Origin of the sequence: Streptomyces sp. NPDC015125, assembly GCF_043080045.1 — a bacterium.
GTDB lineage: Bacteria > Actinomycetota > Actinomycetes > Streptomycetales > Streptomycetaceae > Streptomyces.
Window position 1 is genome coordinate 1 of sequence record NZ_JBIBVF010000001.1, and the last position, 17,016, is coordinate 17,016.

General features: G+C 68.7%; 12 protein-coding genes. 3 read left to right on the top strand and 9 right to left on the bottom strand.

The features are described 5' to 3' along the window. Nucleotides 1-645: 645 nt before the first annotated feature. The 3 genes from ACF088_RS00005 to thyX all read right to left on the bottom strand — a co-directional run bounded on the left by ACF088_RS00005 (nucleotide 646) and on the right by thyX (nucleotide 4,301). Nucleotides 646-2,331 carry a ribonuclease J gene (locus ACF088_RS00005; RefSeq protein ID WP_392373030.1) on the bottom strand — a complete coding sequence of 562 codons (1,686 nt, stop codon included), beginning with the start codon at nucleotides 2,329-2,331 and terminating at the stop codon, nucleotides 646-648. Nucleotides 2,332-2,445: 114 nt separating this feature from the next. Next, nucleotides 2,446-3,345, bottom strand: coding sequence for a 4-hydroxy-tetrahydrodipicolinate synthase (gene dapA, locus ACF088_RS00010; RefSeq protein WP_392373031.1), 900 nt, complete (start codon nucleotides 3,343-3,345; stop codon nucleotides 2,446-2,448). A gap of 197 nt (nucleotides 3,346-3,542) precedes the next feature. Beyond that, nucleotides 3,543-4,301: an FAD-dependent thymidylate synthase gene (gene thyX, locus ACF088_RS00015; protein WP_392373032.1), complete on the bottom strand. Its 759-nt coding sequence runs from the start codon at nucleotides 4,299-4,301 to the stop codon at nucleotides 3,543-3,545. 232 nt (nucleotides 4,302-4,533) lie between these two features. On the opposite strand from thyX, the gene ACF088_RS00020 reads away from it, so the two are divergent. Both ACF088_RS00020 and ACF088_RS00025 read left to right on the top strand, forming a co-directional pair. Continuing rightward, nucleotides 4,534-4,773: a hypothetical protein gene (locus ACF088_RS00020; RefSeq protein ID WP_159469538.1), complete on the top strand. Its 240-nt coding sequence runs from the start codon at nucleotides 4,534-4,536 to the stop codon at nucleotides 4,771-4,773. A gap of 101 nt (nucleotides 4,774-4,874) precedes the next feature. Next, the gene (locus ACF088_RS00025) at nucleotides 4,875-5,432 is read left to right on the top strand and encodes a PH domain-containing protein (RefSeq protein ID WP_392373034.1); all 558 of its coding nucleotides are present in this window, start codon (nucleotides 4,875-4,877) and stop codon (nucleotides 5,430-5,432) included. A 149-nt stretch (nucleotides 5,433-5,581) separates the two neighbouring features. Here ACF088_RS00025 and ACF088_RS00030 read toward each other — a convergent pair whose 3' ends face one another. From ACF088_RS00030 to eccD, 6 genes are all read right to left on the bottom strand, one after another. Further along, a complete protein-coding gene (locus ACF088_RS00030; RefSeq protein ID WP_392373035.1) occupies nucleotides 5,582-6,037 on the bottom strand; it encodes a hypothetical protein in 456 nt (151 codons plus the stop codon). 5 nt (nucleotides 6,038-6,042) lie between these two features. Beyond that, nucleotides 6,043-6,795, bottom strand: a complete 753-nt coding sequence (dapB, locus tag ACF088_RS00035; protein ID WP_392373036.1) for a 4-hydroxy-tetrahydrodipicolinate reductase — start codon at nucleotides 6,793-6,795, stop codon at nucleotides 6,043-6,045. A 94-nt stretch (nucleotides 6,796-6,889) separates the two neighbouring features. Continuing rightward, nucleotides 6,890-8,269, bottom strand: a complete 1,380-nt coding sequence (locus tag ACF088_RS00040; protein WP_392373037.1) for a M16 family metallopeptidase — start codon at nucleotides 8,267-8,269, stop codon at nucleotides 6,890-6,892. Beyond that, nucleotides 8,266-10,485 carry a polyribonucleotide nucleotidyltransferase gene (locus ACF088_RS00045; protein WP_392373038.1) on the bottom strand — a complete coding sequence of 740 codons (2,220 nt, stop codon included), beginning with the start codon at nucleotides 10,483-10,485 and terminating at the stop codon, nucleotides 8,266-8,268. Before ACF088_RS00045 ends, ACF088_RS00040 begins: the two co-directional genes overlap by 4 nt. A 293-nt stretch (nucleotides 10,486-10,778) precedes the next feature. Further along, nucleotides 10,779-11,066: a 30S ribosomal protein S15 gene (gene rpsO, locus ACF088_RS00050; RefSeq protein ID WP_006602744.1), complete on the bottom strand. Its 288-nt coding sequence runs from the start codon at nucleotides 11,064-11,066 to the stop codon at nucleotides 10,779-10,781. Nucleotides 11,067-11,222: 156 nt separating this feature from the next. Then, the gene (gene eccD, locus ACF088_RS00055; RefSeq protein WP_392373039.1) at nucleotides 11,223-12,686 is read right to left on the bottom strand and encodes a type VII secretion integral membrane protein EccD; all 1,464 of its coding nucleotides are present in this window, start codon (nucleotides 12,684-12,686) and stop codon (nucleotides 11,223-11,225) included. A gap of 256 nt (nucleotides 12,687-12,942) precedes the next feature. On the opposite strand from eccD, the gene eccCa reads away from it, so the two are divergent. Next, entirely contained in the window at nucleotides 12,943-16,899 is a 3,957-nt protein-coding gene (gene eccCa / locus ACF088_RS00060; RefSeq protein ID WP_392373040.1) for a type VII secretion protein EccCa, read from the top strand. The last annotated feature ends 117 nt before the right edge of the window (nucleotides 16,900-17,016 follow it).

Below are 17,016 nucleotides of genomic sequence, written 5' to 3' on the forward strand. Positions count from 1 at the left end.
ACCAGACGGAATAAGTCCGGTCGTTCACAGCGTCCTCGCTGTGTGTGCCACCCCGACCGCAGGGGCCGTGGTGGACTTTCAAAGGAACCTCATCCCCCGGAAGTTTCCGGTGGACAGGGTATCAACATATCTGGCGTTGACTTTTGGCACGCTGTTGAGTTCTCAAGGAACGGACGCTTCCTTTGTTCCTGTTTCACCAGGATCTCCGGGCGCTTCCCTTCGGTCTTGCGTTTCCGACTCTATCAGATCCTTGCGGGCCCGATTTTCGCCGGTGCGTTTCCGCCTTTCGGCTTCTTCGCGTTTCCAACCTTACCAGATCCGTTTCCGTCTCTGGCCCCCTGTTGGAGCGGGTCGGCCGTTCGGCTTTCGCTTTCCGGCCCTTCCGACTCTAGCAGATCCGATTTCGTTCCGTTGCCGGTTCTTATTCGGTCCGATTTCCCGTCGGAGGGGGTTTGCCTTTCGGCTGATCCGACTTTATCAGATTGCTCTGGGCCGGAATTCCCTCCGGTTTCGCGGGGCGCTCCGTACGCATGGGCGTGCGGTGCTTCCCGTTCAGGAGGAGACGTAAACGTACTGGAGCGGGGCGCCCGGATGCAAATCCGGGCGCCCCGCTCCTACTTGAGTACCTGCGTACGGCCCTGGGCGTCAGACCTCGACGACCACGGGAAGGATCATCGGTCGACGCCGGTAGTTGTCCGACACCCACTTGCCGACCGAGCGGCGGATCAGCTGCTGGAGCTGGTGCGCGTCCGCAACGCCGTCCTGGGCCGCCTTGGCCAAGGCCTCATCGATCTTGGGGGCCACGCCCGACAGGGCGGAGTCCTCGATGCCGGAACCGCGCGCATGCAGGTCCGGGCCTCCGACGATCTTTCCGGTGCTGCTGTCCACGACCACGAAGACCGAGATGATGCCCTCGTCGCCCAGGATGCGGCGGTCCTTCAGATGGGTTTCCGTGACATCGCCGACCGAGAGGCCGTCGACGTAGACATAGCCCGCCTGGACCTTGCCGACGATCTTGGCGACACCGCCGACCAGGTCGACCACGACACCGTCTTCGGCGATGACGATCCGTTCCTTCGGGACACCGGTCAGTGCCCCCAGTTCGGCGTTGGCGCGCAGATGGCGCCATTCGCCGTGGACCGGCATGAGGTTCTTCGGCTTACAGATGTTGTAGAAGTACAGCAGCTCGCCGGCCGAGGCGTGGCCCGAGACATGGACCTTGGCATTGCCCTTGTGGACGACGTCCGCGCCCCATCGGGTGAGGCCGTTGATCACGCGGTAGACCGCGTTCTCGTTGCCCGGGATGAGGGAGGACGCCAGGATCACGGTGTCGCCCTGGACGATCCGGATCTGGTGATCGCGGTTGGCCATCCGGGAGAGGGCGGCCATCGGCTCGCCCTGGGATCCCGTGCAGACCAGCACGACCTCGTCGTCGGGGAGATCGTCGAGCGTCTTGACGTCGACGACCAGGCCGGCGGGGACCTTCAGATAGCCCAGCTCGCGGGCGATGCCCATGTTCCGGACCATCGAACGGCCCACGAAGGCGACCCGGCGGCCGTACTCGTGCGCCGCGTCCAGAATCTGCTGGATGCGGTGCACATGGCTGGCGAAGCTGGCGACGATGATGCGCTTCTGGGCGTTCGCGAAGACCGTGCGCAGGACGTTGGAGATGTCCCGCTCGGGGGGCACGAAGCCCGGGACCTCGGCGTTCGTGGAGTCGGAGAGGAGAAGGTCGATGCCTTCCTCGCCGAGTCGCGCGAAGGCGGGGAGGTCGGTGAGCCGGCGGTCCAGCGGGAGCTGGTCCATCTTGAAGTCGCCGGTGTGGACGACCATGCCCGCGGGGGTGCGGATGGCGACGGCCAGGGCGTCGGGGATGGAGTGGTTGACCGCGACGAACTCGCAGTCGAAGGAGCCGATCCGCTCCGTGTGCCCTTCCTTCACCTCAAGGGTGTAGGGGCGGATGCGGTGCTCCTGAAGCTTGGCCTCGATCAGCGCGAGGGTCAGCTTCGAACCGATGAGGGGGATGTCCGGCTTCTCCCGCAGGAGGTAGGGGACACCACCGATGTGGTCCTCGTGGCCGTGGGTCAGCACGATGCCGTCGATGTCGTCGAGGCGATCCCTGATGGACGTGAAGTCCGGCAGGATCAGGTCGATTCCGGGCTGCTCCTCCTCGGGGAAAAGCACTCCGCAGTCGACGATCAGCAGTCGGCCGCCGTATTCGAAGACCGTCATGTTGCGGCCGATTTCACCCAGGCCGCCGAGGGGGGTGACGCGCAGGCCACCCTTGGGAAGCTTCGGCGGGGCGCCGAGCTCAGGATGCGGATGACTCAAAAGACTCTCCTCACCACACACGCCACGCTGCCGTCGAGGGCACGTGGCGCGCATGACATTCGTGCACTTGCTATGAGGCGGTTGTTGGTCCGTATTCAGTTGTGAAGTCTGTGATCAGAGCTGTACCCCGCCGGCGGCGAGATCGCGCGTGAGCTGTTCGGTCTCCTCGGGGGAGAGCTCCACGAGCGGCAGCCGCAGCGGACCGGCGGGCAGGCCCTGGAGGCCGAGGGCGGCCTTGGTCGTGATGACGCCCTGGGTGCGGAACATGCCGGTGAAGACGGGCAGCAGCTTCTGGTGGATCTCGGTGGCCTTGGTGACATCGCCGTTGAGGTGGGCGTCCAGCAGGGCGCGCAGCTCGGGGGTGACGACATGGCCGACCACGGAGACGAAACCGATGGCGCCGACCGAGAGCAGCGGGAGGTTGAGCATGTCGTCACCGCTGTACCAGGCGAGGCTGGAACGGGCGATGGCCCAGCTGGCGCGGCCGAGGTCTCCCTTGGCGTCCTTGTTGGCGACGATCCGGGGGTGCTCGGCGAGCCGGACGATGGTCTCGGTGTTGATCGGGACACCGCTGCGGCCGGGGATGTCGTAGAGCATGACCGGCAGGTCGGTGGCGTCCGCGATGGCCGTGAAGTGCCGGAGCAGGCCCTCCTGCGGGGGCTTGCTGTAGTACGGCGTCACCGCGAGCAGACCATGGGCGCCGGCGTCCTGGGCGGCGCGGGCCAGCTCCAGGCTGTGGCGGGTGTCGTTGGTGCCGGCTCCGGCGACGACAAAGGCGCGATCGCCCACCGCATCGACCACGGCGCGGACCAGCTGGGCTTTCTCCGCATCGCTGGTGGTCGGGGACTCTCCGGTGGTGCCGTTGACGACGAGGCCGTCATTGCCGGCGTCCACCAGGTGGGCTGCCAGCCGCTGAGCGCCGTCGAGATCGAGAGCGCCATCCGGCGTGAACGGCGTGACCATGGCGGTCAGCACCCGCCCGAAGGGGGTCTGCGGTGTGGAAGTCGGAGCCATGGGTCCCACGCTACTCGTAGCTCACCGCGGGATGCGCCTCTGGGGAGCAGGGATGTGGACTCCGGCACTGCCTGCTCGGGGGTTCAAGCAGTGCCGGGTCCGTCTGTTCAGCGTAGATGAACTTCTCAAAATGCCGCAATCCGGACACTTCGCACTTCTGTCCTGCGTGCTCCGGTATCCGGCCCGCAACCTGGGCCTTACGGGGCGATCCGGCCGTTCGCATTGAATGCGCCGTACGTGAGCGGCATGAGCTCGGCCCAGTGGGCCTCCATCTGCTCGCCGACCATTTCGATCTCGCGCTGCGGGAAGGAGGGCACCTTCGCCTGCTCGTGCTGGGTGCGCAGACCGAGGAAGTGCATCAGGGAGCGGGCGTTGCAGGTGGCGTACATGGAGGAGAACAGGCCGACCGGGAGCACCGCCCGGGCGACCTCGCGGGCGACGCCGGCGGCGAGCATCTCCTGGTACGCCTCGTAGGCCCGGCGGTAGGAGTCCTCCATGACGCGGCCGGTGAGCTCCTGCTGCGCCTGGGTGCCCTCGACGAATTCGTACTTCCCGGGGCGGCCCTGCTGGACGAGCTTGCGGGACTCACCGGGGACGTAGAAGACCGGATCCAGCTGGCGGTAGCGACCCGACTCCTCGTTGTACGACCAGCCGACGCGGTGCCGCATGAACTCGCGGAAGACGAAGATCGGCGCGCTGATGAAGAACGTCATGGAGTTGTGCTCGAAGGGGCTGCCGTGCCGGTCCCGCATCAGGTAGTTGATCAGGCCCTTGGAGCGCTCCGGGTCCTTCTGCAGCTCCTCCAGGGACTGCTCACCGGCCGTGGAGACCCGGGCCGCCCACAGTACGTCGCTGTCCGCGGCGCTGTGCTTGACCAGCTCGACCGTCACCTCGCTCCGGAAGCTGACGGCTGCACTGTCGGGGCTCTCAGTGCTCTCGGCGGGGGTCTGGGACACCGGCGGTTCCTTCCAATCGATCCTCGTGCGCGACCACCCTACGGCCCGCCACCGACAGTCCGGGAAACACCGTGTGATGCCGCGTTAGCCGCAAAACGGGCGCGCCGTAGCAGCGCGCGGAGCGGCCGTTGATATTTTTCACAGAAGTCCCTGAAAACGGGCACCAACTGCACGCCGCAGACGTCTAACCCTGTGACAGTGCCCACTTCGAGGTTCCTAGGAGAGCCCGCTCATGTTCCGCCGGCGAGAGCCCGTCCCGTTCGCCTTCGTTGCCGAGGCAGACCGGTTCCGCAGCAATGTCACTCCCCCGCCGCGGCAGCGCGCCTCGCGCGCGCAGCTCCTCGGCCAGTCTCTCATCACGCTGACAGTCGTGGGCGGCCTGGCCGGCGCCCTGCTGTTCGGCGTTCCCGCGCTACAGCAGGACAGCTCCGGGTCCAGCCGGGTGCATCAGTCCGAGGCGGCCCATCGCTGAACGGGCGGGCGGGGCGTGCCGCGAAGTGGTTCCGCTCCGCCGGTCCCGATAGCCTCACCGGTCACAGCTTCAGTCAGCGTGCCCATGAGTGAGGATCAGCCGTGCCCCTGCCCTTCCTGACGGCCGACCGCGACCTCGATCTCGACACCCGTGCCGCGGATTCGGCCGCGCTTGCGCATGACGAGCCCGACCACTGGCGCCGTCCCTACCGCCCCGGACCGTGGCGGGTAGGGGCGGCGGCGGTGTTTTTGCTGCTCGCCTCGTTCGTGCTGATCTCCGCATTGATCATCGCGATGGCCGGCTCGCTGCCCGGCGCCGCCGCCTGCGCGGTGGTGGGGGCGGCGATGATCACTCTGGCCCTGCGGCTGCTGCGGGTCGGGGTGTGGGTCAGTGCGCACGGGCTGCGGCAGGTGAATCTGCTGCGTACGACGACCGAGCCGTGGAGCGCGGTCGCCTCCGTGCGGACGCGCCAGCAGCCGGTGCGCTGGCTGGGGCTGCCGCGGACCGTGCAGGGACAGGCGCTGATCGTCGAGCGGGCGCAGGGCGATCCGCTGCGGGCCCTGCTCACGGACCACAACGGCGACTTTCTGTCCCGCCCGGAGGCGTTCGAGCGGGCCGCGGATGTGCTGGAGGCCTGGGCGGCGGAGTACCGCGCCTGAGGCCCGGCGCGGCGGCCCCGCCCGCCGCGCCGACCTCGTAGAACCGGATCCCGTCCCCATAGAACCGGATCCGGCCCCGTAGAACCGGATCCGGCCCCGTAAAGCCGGATAGCCGACCGGCCCGGAGCGGCTGTACCGGCCCCGCGGCCCTAGGCGGCCGGTACGGGCTTGTCGTCGTGCAGGGCGATGGCGCGCTGCATCGCCTTCCGGGCGCGCGGGGTGTCCCGGGCGTCGTGGTAGGCGACCGCGAGCCGGAACCACGTACGCCAGTCGCCGGGCGCATCCTCCGTCTCGGCCTGCCGCCGGGCGAAGACCGCGTCGGCGGCGTCCCGGTCGATCCGGCCGCCGGGGGTCCGCGCCGGCTCGTCGGCCGGCCGGCCGCCCTCGGCCTCCAGGGCGTGCGCCAGCCGGTGGGCGTCACGCGCGAAGCGGGTGTTGTGCCAGAGGAACCAGGCGCCGATGCACGGCAGCACGAAGGCCACCGCGCCCATGCCCATGGCAGCCGGCTCGCCGGTCATCAGGAGGAGTACGCCCTCCAGCGCCACCACACCGAAGACGAGGACCAGCACGGTGGCGAGGAAGAAGTAGGTGATCTTTCCGCCCATACCCGTCAGCCCAGGTCGAGGAAGTTTTCCAGGCCCACGGTCAGGCCCGGAGTGGTGACCACGCGACGCACCCCGAGCAGGATGCCCGGCATGAAGCTGCTGTGGTGGAGGGAGTCGTGGCGGATGGTGAGGGTCTCGCCCTCTCCGCCGAGGAGCACCTCCTGGTGCGCCAGCAGACCGCGCAGCCGTACGGAGTGCACGGGGATGCCGTCCACGTCCGCGCCACGGGCGCCGTCCAGCGCAGTGGTGGTGGCGTCCGGCTGCGGGGTGCAGCCAGCCTCCTCCCGGGCCTTGGCGATCAGCTGGGCGGTGCGGGCGGCGGTGCCGGACGGCGCGTCCGCCTTCTTCGGGTGGTGCAGCTCGACGATCTCGGCCGACTCGAAGAAGCGGGCCGCCTGCTGGGCGAACCGCATGGTCAGCACCGCGCCGATGGAGAAGTTCGGGGCGATGAGCACGCCCGCCCCGGGCGCGGCGGCGAGCGAGGTGCGCAGCTGCGCGAGGCGCTCATCGGTCCAGCCGGTCGTCCCCACCACCGCGTGGATGCCGTGCCGCACACAGAAGTCGAGGTTGCCCATCACGGCACCGGGGTTGGTCAGCTCGACCACGACCTGGGCGCCGGCCTCGACCAGCGTCTCCAGCTTGTCGCCCCGGCCGAGCCCGGCCACCAGTTCCATGTCGTCGGCGGCCTCGACGGCCCGTACGGCCTCGGAGCCGATGCGTCCCTGGGCTCCCAGTACGGCCACGCGCAGCTTGCTCATCGTTTCCCGTCTCTCTCTCGGTGGTGTCGCGGCAGGGCCTGGACGAGTAAGTCCTGTGCCGCTTCGGGCCAGAAACGACATCAGACTTACTCGTCTAGGCGACGATGTCGTCCAGCCGGGCCGCCTGCCGGTCCTTCAGGGGGCCGATGACGGACAGCGAAGGCCGGGTGCCCAGCACCTCGCGGGCCACCTCGCGCACCTCGTCCGGGGTGACGGCCGCGATCCGCGTGAGCATCTCGTCGACCGACATCTGTTCGCCCCAGCACAGCTCGCTCTTGCCGAGGCGGTGCATCAGCGCTCCGCTGTCCTCCAGGCCGAGGACGGTGGACCCGCGCAGCTGTCCGACCGCACGGCGGATCTCGTCGTCGGTGAGGCCGTGGGACGCCACCTGGTCGAGTTCGTCGCGGCAGATCTTGAGGACGTCCTGCACCTGGCTCGGACGGCAGCCGGCGTAGACGCCGAACAGCCCGCAGTCGGCGAAGCCGGAGGTGTACGAGTACACGCTGTAGGCCAGGCCGCGCTTCTCGCGGACCTCCTGGAAGAGGCGCGAGCTCATCCCGCCGCCCAGGGCGGTGTTCAGTACGCCCATGGCCCAGCGCCGGTCGTCGGTGCGCGCCAGCCCCGGCATCCCGAGGATCACATGGGCCTGCTCGGTCTTGCGGTTGTGCAGTTCGACGCGGCCGGTGGTCTTGATGGCGCGGGCGCCGGAGCGCGGAGCGATCGGGACGGCGTCCGTGCGGTCCAGGGCCCCGGCCTGCTCGAAGGCGCGGCGGACCAGGCGGACGACCTTGGCGTGGTCGAGGTTGCCGGCGGCCGTGACGACGAGGTGCGTGGGGTCGTAGTGCTTCTTGTAGAAGCGGCGGATGCGCTCGGGGGTGAGGGCGTTGACGGTGTCGACGGTGCCCAGGACCGGGCGGCCGAGCGGGGTGTCACCGAGCATGGTGTGCGCGAACAGGTCGTGCACACAGTCGCCCGGGTCGTCCTCGGTCATCGCGATCTCTTCGAGGATGACCCCGCGCTCGGCGTCCACGTCCTCGGCCTCGACCAGCGAGCCGGTGAGCATGTCGCACACCACGTCGATGGCGAGCGGCAGATCGCTGTCCAGCACCCGCGCGTAGTAGCAGGTGTACTCCTTCGCGGTGAAGGCGTTCATCTCGCCGCCGACCTCGTCTATGGCGGCGGAGATGTCCAGTGCGCTGCGCCGCTCGGTGCCCTTGAAGAGCAGGTGCTCGAGGTAGTGCGTGGCGCCGTTGAGTGTCGGGGTCTCGTCGCGGGAGCCGACGTGCGCCCAGATCCCGAAGGTGACGGAGCGGACCGTCGGCAGCGTCTCGGTGACGATCCGCAGGCCGCCGGGGAGGGTGGTCCGGCGGACCGTGCCGGCGCCCGCGGTGCCCTTGAGAAGCGTTTGGGTACGGGCGACGGCCCGCCCCTCCGAAGAGGTGCGGGCCGTCGTCGCGTGCGTACGGGACGTCACTTGGCGGCGTCGTCCTTCTCGTCCTCGGCCTTGTCCTCGTCCTCGATCACGGGGATGAGGGAGAGCTTGCCGCGCTGGTCGATCTCGGCGATCTCGACCTGGACCTTGGCGCCCACACCGAGCACGTCCTCGACGTTCTCCACGCGCTTGCCACCGGCGAGCTTGCGGATCTGCGAGATGTGCAGCAGGCCGTCCTTGCCCGGGAGCAGGGAGACGAACGCACCGAAGGTGGTGGTCTTGACGACCGTGCCCAGGTAGCGCTCGCCGACCTCCGGCATGGTCGGGTTGGCGATGCCGTTGATCGTGGCGCGGGCGGCCTCGGCGGCCGGACCGTCGGCGGCACCGATGTAGATCGTGCCGTCGTCCTCGATCGTGATGTCGGCGCCGGTGTCCTCCTGGATCTGGTTGATCATCTTGCCCTTGGGGCCGATGACCTCACCGATCTTGTCCACCGGGATCTTGACGGTGATGATCCGCGGGGCGTTCGGGGACATCTCGTCCGGAACGTCGATGGCCTCGTTCATGACGTCCAGGATGTGCAGACGCGCGTCACGGGCCTGCTTCAGCGCGGCGGCCAGGACCGAGGCGGGGATGCCGTCGAGCTTGGTGTCGAGCTGCAGCGCGGTCACGAACTGCTTGGTGCCGGCGACCTTGAAGTCCATGTCACCGAAGGCGTCCTCCGCACCGAGGATGTCGGTGAGGGCGACGTAGTGGGTCTGGCCGTCGATCTCCTGGGAGATCAGGCCCATGGCGATACCGGCGACCGGGGCCTTGAGGGGCACACCGGCGTTCAGCAGCGACATGGTCGAGGCGCAGACCGAGCCCATGGACGTCGAGCCGTTGGAGCCCAGCGCCTCGGAGACCTGGCGGATCGCGTAGGGGAACTCCTCGCGGGTCGGCAGCACCGGCACGATGGCGCGCTCGGCGAGCGCACCGTGGCCGATCTCACGGCGCTTGGGCGCACCCACGCGGCCGGTCTCACCGACGGAGTACGGCGGGAAGTTGTAGTTGTGCATGTAGCGCTTGCGGGTCACCGGGGAGAGGGTGTCCAGCTGCTGCTCCATGCGGAGCATGTTGAGGGTGGTGACGCCCAGGATCTGGGTCTCGCCACGCTCGAACAGTGCGGAGCCGTGCACCCGCGGGATGGCCTCGACCTCGGCGGCGAGCGTACGGATGTCCGTGACGCCGCGGCCGTCGATGCGCTTCTTCTCCTTGATGACGCGCTCGCGGACCAGGTTCTTGGTCAGCGAACGGTATGCGGCGGAGATCTCCTTCTCGCGGCCCTCGAACTGCGGGAGCAGCTTCTCGGCGGCGACGCCCTTGACGCGGTCCAGCTCGGCCTCGCGCTCCTGCTTGCCGGCGATGGTCAGCGCCCGGGAGAGCTCGTCCTTGACCGCGGCGGTGAGCGCCTCCAGGACGTCGTCCTGGTAGTCGAGGAAGACCGGGAACTCGCCGACGGGCTTGGCGGCCTTGGCGGCGAGGTCCGACTGGGCCTTGCACAGGACCTTGATGAAGGGCTTGGCGGCCTCGAGACCGGCGGCGACGACCTCTTCGGTCGGGGCCTCGGCGCCGTCCTTGACGAGCTGGATGGTCTTCTCGGTGGCCTCGGCCTCGACCATCATGATCGCGACGTCGCCGTCCGGGAGGACGCGGCCGGCCACGACCATGTCGAAGACGGCGTCCTCGAGCTCGGTGTGGGTCGGGAATGCCACCCACTGGCCGTTGATCAGGGCGACACGGGTGCCGCCGACCGGGCCGGAGAAGGGCAGGCCGGCGAGCTGCGTGGAGCAGGAGGCGGCGTTGATGGCGACCACGTCGTAGAGGTGGTCGGGGTTGAGCGCCATGACCGTCTCGACGATCTGGATCTCGTTGCGCAGGCCCTTCTTGAAGGAGGGGCGCAGCGGCCGGTCGATCAGCCGGCAGGTGAGGATCGCGTCCTCGGAGGGACGGCCCTCACGGCGGAAGAAGGAACCGGGGATCTTCCCGGCTGCGTACATCCGCTCCTCGACGTCGACGGTCAGCGGGAAGAAGTCCAGCTGGTCCTTCGGCGTCTTGGAAGCGGAGGTGGCCGACAGCACCATGGTGTCGTCGTCCAGGTACGCCACGGCGGAGCCGGCGGCCTGCTTGGCCAGGCGGCCCGTCTCGAAGCGGATGGTGCGGGTGCCGAAGGAGCCGTTGTCGATCACGGCTTCGGCGTAGTGGGTCTCGTTCTCCACCAGGAATATCTCCTCGTCTGCGTCTGCTGCCCGTGTGGCAGCAGACCGTCGTCGGTGGAGCGCCGGTACGGGCCGGTCTTCGATCGAAGCACCCGGAGTGATGACGCATGCCGTGCATGGATCGTCCGGGGGCCACTACCGAGGACCGGCGGCCAGGAGGCGCTCCTACCGCGTTCAGTTTTGCGATACGGCACCAGACTACAAAGGTTCCGTCCACCATGAGACGGCGTGAGTGTCCGGTGCATATGGCAAAGGGAGCGGCCCCCGGTAGGAACCGCTCCCTCTAAGGCGTCTTACTTGGCGCCCGCCGCGCCGCGGCGGATGCCCAGGCGCTCGACCAGCGCACGGAAGCGCGTGATGTCCTTCTTCGCCAGGTACTGCAGCAGGCGCCGGCGCTGGCCGACGAGCAGCAGCAGACCACGGCGGGAGTGGTGGTCGTGCTTGTGGGTCTTGAGGTGCTCGGTCAGGTCCGAGATGCGGCGGGAGAGCATCGCGACCTGGACCTCGGGGGAGCCGGTGTCACCCTCCTTGGTGGCGAACTCGGCCATGATCTGCTTCTTCGTAGCGGCGTCGAGCGACACGCGGTACTCCTCAGGGTTCCGGCCGGTGAGCGCCCCTGGTTTACCTCACAGGGAATCTTGGATGACTCGTCCGGGCCGTCACACAGCGTACCAGTTGAAAACGGCCCCCCGACCGGGTGGTCGGGGGGCCGCGGAGCAGGCCGGTGAGCGGGTGCCTCAGCTGCTGGTGAGGCCGCGCACCTTGCCGTACACGTCCAGGACCGCAAGGCACAGCGGCACCAGGGACAGCAGGACCAGGCCGTCGAAGATGTCGAAGATCCGGCCCCAGAAGGGGGTGACACCCTTCTGGGGGACGATCAGTCCGACGCCGACCAGGAGGGCGGCGCCCGCCGCGATGCTGCCGGAGAACCAGACGGTACGGATGTTCAGCGGACCGGAGTCCTGGTAGCGGGCCAGATCGACGAAGATCTCCGTCGGCGGGTTCAGCGCGATGCCCAGGATGAGCAGGACGATCGTGAGGATGCCGGCGATGGTCAGGCAGGCGACCTGCGCGGTGTAGTCGAAGAGCCGGGCGCGGAGCATGATCGTGATACCGGCGGTCAGTGCCAGCAGCTGGGCCCACACGCTGTCCGAGAAGCCGAGGACCACACCGGCCGAGCCGACGGTCAGGGCGGCGCAGCCGGCGACGAGGCCGAGCAGCAGCTCGTGCCCGCGCTTGGCCTGGTTGCCGATCTTGACGAAGTCGACGGACTCGGTCTCGCCGCCGTTGTCGTAGGAGCCCTTGGCGATCTGGTCGGGCGACTTGTAGCCGATGGGCAGCCGGGCGAAGCGCGCGGAGAGGCCGGGCAGCCAGGCGACCAGGGCGATGGAGACGACGGCGGTGACGGCGGCGACCTCACGGGGCGCGGCGTCGGTGAGGATCGCGGCGAAGACCGCGAGGGTTCCCATGGCGGACAGGAACGCGGCGGCGACGAAGGGCGCGTCACCGCGCGGCAGCAGGACCACCAGCAGCACGGAGGCGATCAGTACGGTCACACAGCCGACGAGGAGGTGCAGCCGGCCGGGGCTGTCGCCGGCGTCGACGGGGAAGATGCCGGAGCCGGCGAGCAGAAGATGCGGAAGCGAGGCCAGGCCCAGCGCGATGGAGGAGCCGTGGTCGTCGTAGACGCGGGCGCGGACGCCGGCCAGCGCGACCAGCACGATGCCGACGACACCGGCGATGATGCCGGGCAGGCGGTGCATGTCGCGGTGCTCGGGGTTGGAGATCCACAGGGCGAACGCCATCATGACGAGCAGCAGCACACCCGCGGGGAGGCCGACGACGCGCATGAGGTCGTCGCTCCAGCGACTGCGGTTGCGCTTGACCGCGGAGGCGACGGCGTCGGAGACGTCGTCGAAGACCGGGAGCGGCAGCGACTCGGCGAACGGCTTCAGCAGAAGAAGGTCGCCGTCCAGAATCTGCTGCTGCGCCAGCGACTGTCCGGCGTCAAGAACCGTGCCGTCGCGGCGCACTAGGTGATAGCCGGTCGGAGCACCCTCCGCCTGCGACTGACCGGAGAGCCTCAGGATCTCCGGATAAATGTCGACGAGTGCGACGTCCTCCGGCAGAGCCACGTCAATCCGTGCATCGGGCGCGGCGACTGTGACCCGGCAAAAGCCGGTGCCAGTACTCGTGCTCACCTGGCGGTTCCCCCTATCCGTTGGGCGTTTTGTCGCGTCGCGCACCTTCTATAGAGAGCCGTCACTTCGGGGCTGTGGGCACGCTCGCGAGGCGTCAGCGTACCGTCCAATTCAGCGGTCGCCCCACCCACCCCGAGACTTGACGGTTAACAGTAGGATCAACGCCTGGTTCGGGCCAAGCACTTGGTCCGGGGGGACCGTCGAATCCAACGGGGGCGGTCCGAGACTGCGAGATGCATGAAGGACTGATGCCTCGGTGAGCGTTGTCATCGTCAAGCGCCCGCCCCGCGCGCTGCCGCCCGAAGTTCCCTCCGAGGAGGTGACACTCGAGGCACCCCCGGAGCTTCCGCGTGAGGGCGAATCAGAAAACATGCTGATGACCCTTATGCCCATGATGGGTATGGCGTCTTCGGCGGGATTCTTGTTCATGGGCAACCAGCCGTTCATGAAAATCATGGGCGGCTTTATGGTGGCGTCCACCCTGGCAATGGCGATCGTGCAGATCGTCAAAGCCCGCCAAGGGCCTTCCGGGCAAATGCTCCAGGAACGCCAGGATTACCTCAAGTACCTTACGCAGAAGCGGAAAGAGGTACGGCGCACCGCACGCAAGCAGCGGGATGCCCAGTTGTTCACCCACCCCGATCCGAGCCAATTGTGGTCGGTCGTGGCCGAGGGCAAACGGGTATGGGAGCGCCGGGCGAGCGATCCGGACTTCGGGCAGGTACGACTGGGGCTGGGGCCGCAGCAGCTGGCCACTCCCCTGCGGGCCCCGGAGACCGCTCCGGTCGACGAGCTGGAGCCGCTCACCGCGCATGCGATGAAGGAGTTCCTCGACAAGCACGGGCAGTTGGACGATCTGCCGCTGGCGGTCTCGCTGCGCGCCTTCTACCACCTGACCGTCTCCGGCGAACCGGACACGGTCTACGGCGCCTCGCGCGCCATCATCGCCCAGCTGTGCACCCTGCACTCGCCCGAGGACCTGGTGGTGGCCGTCGTCGCCGCGCCCGGTGCGCAGGCGGAGTGGGAGTGGACCAAGTGGCTGCCGCACGTGCAGGACAAGACGACGGACGGCGCGGGCAACCGCCGGCTGGTCGTCGGTGACCTCGGTGAGATCGAGGAGCTGCTGGCGGACGAGCTGGAGGGCCGCGGCCGGTTCAACCCGCAGGGCACTCCGGTGACCGACACCCCGCATGTGCTCGTCGTGCTGGACGGCGGCGACGTGCCGATGGATTCGGTGATCGCCGGGGCCGAGGGCCTGCAGGGCGTCACCATCCTGGAGGTCGTCCCGGGCGATCTGGACGAGATCCGCGGCGGTCTGGCCGTACAGGTGTGGCCGGGCAAGCTGGTGCTGGAGTCGGCCGGCGGTGCGGTCTACCACGGTGTCTGCGACACCCTGTCGATCGCCGAGTCGGAGTCGCTGGCGCGCCAGCTGGCACCGCTGCGGGCGGGTTCCGGCGCGGACGGCGAGGAGCCGCTGCTGTCGAACCTGGACTTCACCGACCTGCTGAACCTCGGTGACGCCGGTTCCGTCGATGTGTCGCGTACCTGGCGGCCGCGCACGCTCCACGAGCGGCTGCGGGTGCCGATCGGTGTCGACAAGGACGGCCAGCCCGTCATGCTCGACATCAAGGAGGCCTCGCAGGAGGGCATGGGCCCGCACGGTCTGTGTGTCGGTGCGACCGGTTCCGGTAAGTCCGAGGTGCTGCGCACCCTGGTGCTGGCGCTCGCGGTCACCCACTCCTCGGAGACCCTCAACTTCATCCTCGCGGACTTCAAGGGTGGCGCCACCTTCACCGGTATGTCGGAGATGCCGCACGTCGCGGCGGTCATCACCAACCTCGGTGAGGACGTCACGCTGATCGACCGCATGCGCGACTCGATCACCGGTGAACTCCAGCGCCGTCAGGAGCTGCTGCGTTCGGCGGGCAACTACGCCAACATCACCGACTACGAGAAGGCGCGTGCCGCGGGTGCCCCGCTGGACCCGCTGCCGTCGCTGGTGATGGTGCTCGACGAGTTCTCCGAGCTGCTGACCGCCAAGCCCGACTTCATCGACATGTTCATCCAGATCGGCCGTATCGGCCGGTCGATGGGTGTGCACATGCTGCTCGCCTCGCAGCGTCTGGAAGAGGGCAAGCTGCGCGGCCTGGACACCTTCCTCTCCTACCGGCTGGGTCTGCGGACCTTCTCCGCGGCGGAGTCGCGGACCGCGATCGGTGTGCCGGACGCCTACCACCTGCCGAACGTCCCGGGTTCCGGCATCCTCAAGTACGACACCGAGACGATGGTCCAGTTCAAGGCCGCGTATGTCTCGGGCCCGTACCGCGGTCCCGGTGCCGGCGGCGGCCCCGGCGGCAGCCGGACGAACCGGCTGCCGGTGCCGTTCACGGCGGCCCCGGTCGTCGAGCAGATCATCGAGGACCCCACGCCGGTCGCGCCGGCCGAGCCGGAGCAGGACGACGCGCTGGCCGACACCGTGCTCGACGTCATCGTCCAGCGCATGCAGGGCCAGGGTCCGCCGGCGCACCAGGTGTGGCTGCCGCCGCTGGACGAGGCGCCCACGGTCAACCAGCTGCTGCCGACGCTCGCGGTCACACCCGAACGGGGTGTGCACGCGCCGGAGTACACCGCGCTCGGCAAGCTCGTGGTGCCGGTCGCGCTGGTGGACAAGCCGTTCGAGCAGCGGCGTGACGTGATGTACCTGGACTTCTCCGCCGGCGCCGGTCACGGGCTGGTCGTGGGTGGTCCGCAGTCCGGTAAGTCCACGCTGATCCGGTCCACCATCGCCTCGTTCGCACTCACCCACACCCCGGCCGAGGTGCAGTTCTACTGCCTCGACTTCGGTGGCGGCGGCATGCTGACCATGGAGGGCCTGCCGCACATCGGTGGTGTCGCCTCGCGTCTGGACGCGGAGAAGGTGCGCCGTACGGTCTCCGAGGTCGTCGGCATCCTCAACGAGCGGGAGGAGTTCTTCCGCGCCAACAGCATCGACTCGATCGGGACCTACCGCCAGCGGCGGGCCTCGGGCGCCTACCCCGACCAGAAGTGGGGCGACGTCTTCCTGGTCATCGACGGCTGGGCGACGTTCAAGACCGACTACGAGCAGATGGACCCGGTGATCCTGGACATCGCCGCCCGGGGTCTCGGTTTCGGTGTCCACCTGATCATCGCCGGTGCGCGCTACACCGAGGTGCGGCCCGCGTTGCGCGACCAGCTCCTCAACCGCGTCGAGCTGCGCCTGGGCGACCCGATGGAGTCGGAGTTCGACCGCAAGCGCGCGGAGAACGTCCCGATGGGCAAGCCCGGTCGCGGTATGTCCCCCGAGAAGCTCGACTTCCTGGCGGCGCTGCCGCGGCTGGACGGGATGAGCGACCCGGAGACGCTCAGCGACGGCATCGCGAATCTGGTGTCGACGGTCAGCGAGCACTGGCAGGGCGAGCCCGCCCCCGCGGTGCGGATGCTGCCGACGCTGCTCAACGTCAACGAGCTGCCCAAGGGCAACGACTACCCGGAGCACGGCATCGCGATCGGTGTCGACGAGACCACGCTGTCGCCGGCGTTCATCGACTTCGAGACCGACCCGCTGCTGGTCATCTACGGCGAGAGCGAGTCCGGAAAGTCCTCGCTGCTGCGCCTGCTGACCAAGCAGATCGCCGAGCGGTACCCCTCCGACAAGGCGCTGATGGTGGTTTCCGACTACCGTCGTGCGCTGCTCGGCGAGGTCCCCGAGAGCCATCTGTACAAGTACTGCGCCGCCGGGCCGCAGTTGCAGGAGGTCATCAGCGGTCTGGCCGGTTCGCTGGGCCGGCGGATGCCGGGCCCGGACGTCACGCCGGAGCAGCTGCGCAACCGCAGCTGGTACGACCTGCCGGACGCGTTCGTGATCGTGGACGACTACGACCTGGTGGCGACCAGCAGCGGCAACCCGCTGCAGCCGCTGCTGGAGTACCTGCCGTTCGCCCGTGACCTGGGTCTGCGCCTGATCATCGCGCGCAGCTCCTCGGGCGCCGGACGCTCCTCGTTCGAGCCGGTGATGCAGCGTACGAAGGAGCTCGGTGCGCAGGGGCTGATCCTGTCCGCCGACCCGTCCGAGGGCCCGCTGATGGGCAACGTCAAGGGCCAGAGCCTGACGCCCGGCCGGGCGACGTTCTTCACGCGTAAGCGCGGTGCGCAGCTGGTCCAGACGGGCTGGCTGCCGGCGAACAGCCGCTGAGGCGGTCCGTACGCCACAACGGCGGTGGGGCGTCCCTCCTGGGGGGCGCCCCACCGCCGTTTCGTCTGTGCGCCCGGTACGTCCGCGATACGTCTGCAGTACGTCCGCGATACGTCT

Bases quoted from the DNA above. Each gene is read 5' to 3' on its own strand.
- dapA (WP_392373031.1), bottom strand. From the start codon at position 3,345: ATGGCTCCGACTTCCACACCGCAGACCCCCTTCGGGCGGGTGCTGACC.
- ACF088_RS00020 (WP_159469538.1), top strand. From the start codon at position 4,534: ATGTTCCGCCGGCGAGAGCCCGTCCCGTTCGCCTTCGTTGCCGAGGCA.
- ACF088_RS00030 (WP_392373035.1), bottom strand. From the start codon at position 6,037: ATGGGCGGAAAGATCACCTACTTCTTCCTCGCCACCGTGCTGGTCCTC.
- dapB (WP_392373036.1), bottom strand. From the start codon at position 6,795: ATGAGCAAGCTGCGCGTGGCCGTACTGGGAGCCCAGGGACGCATCGGC.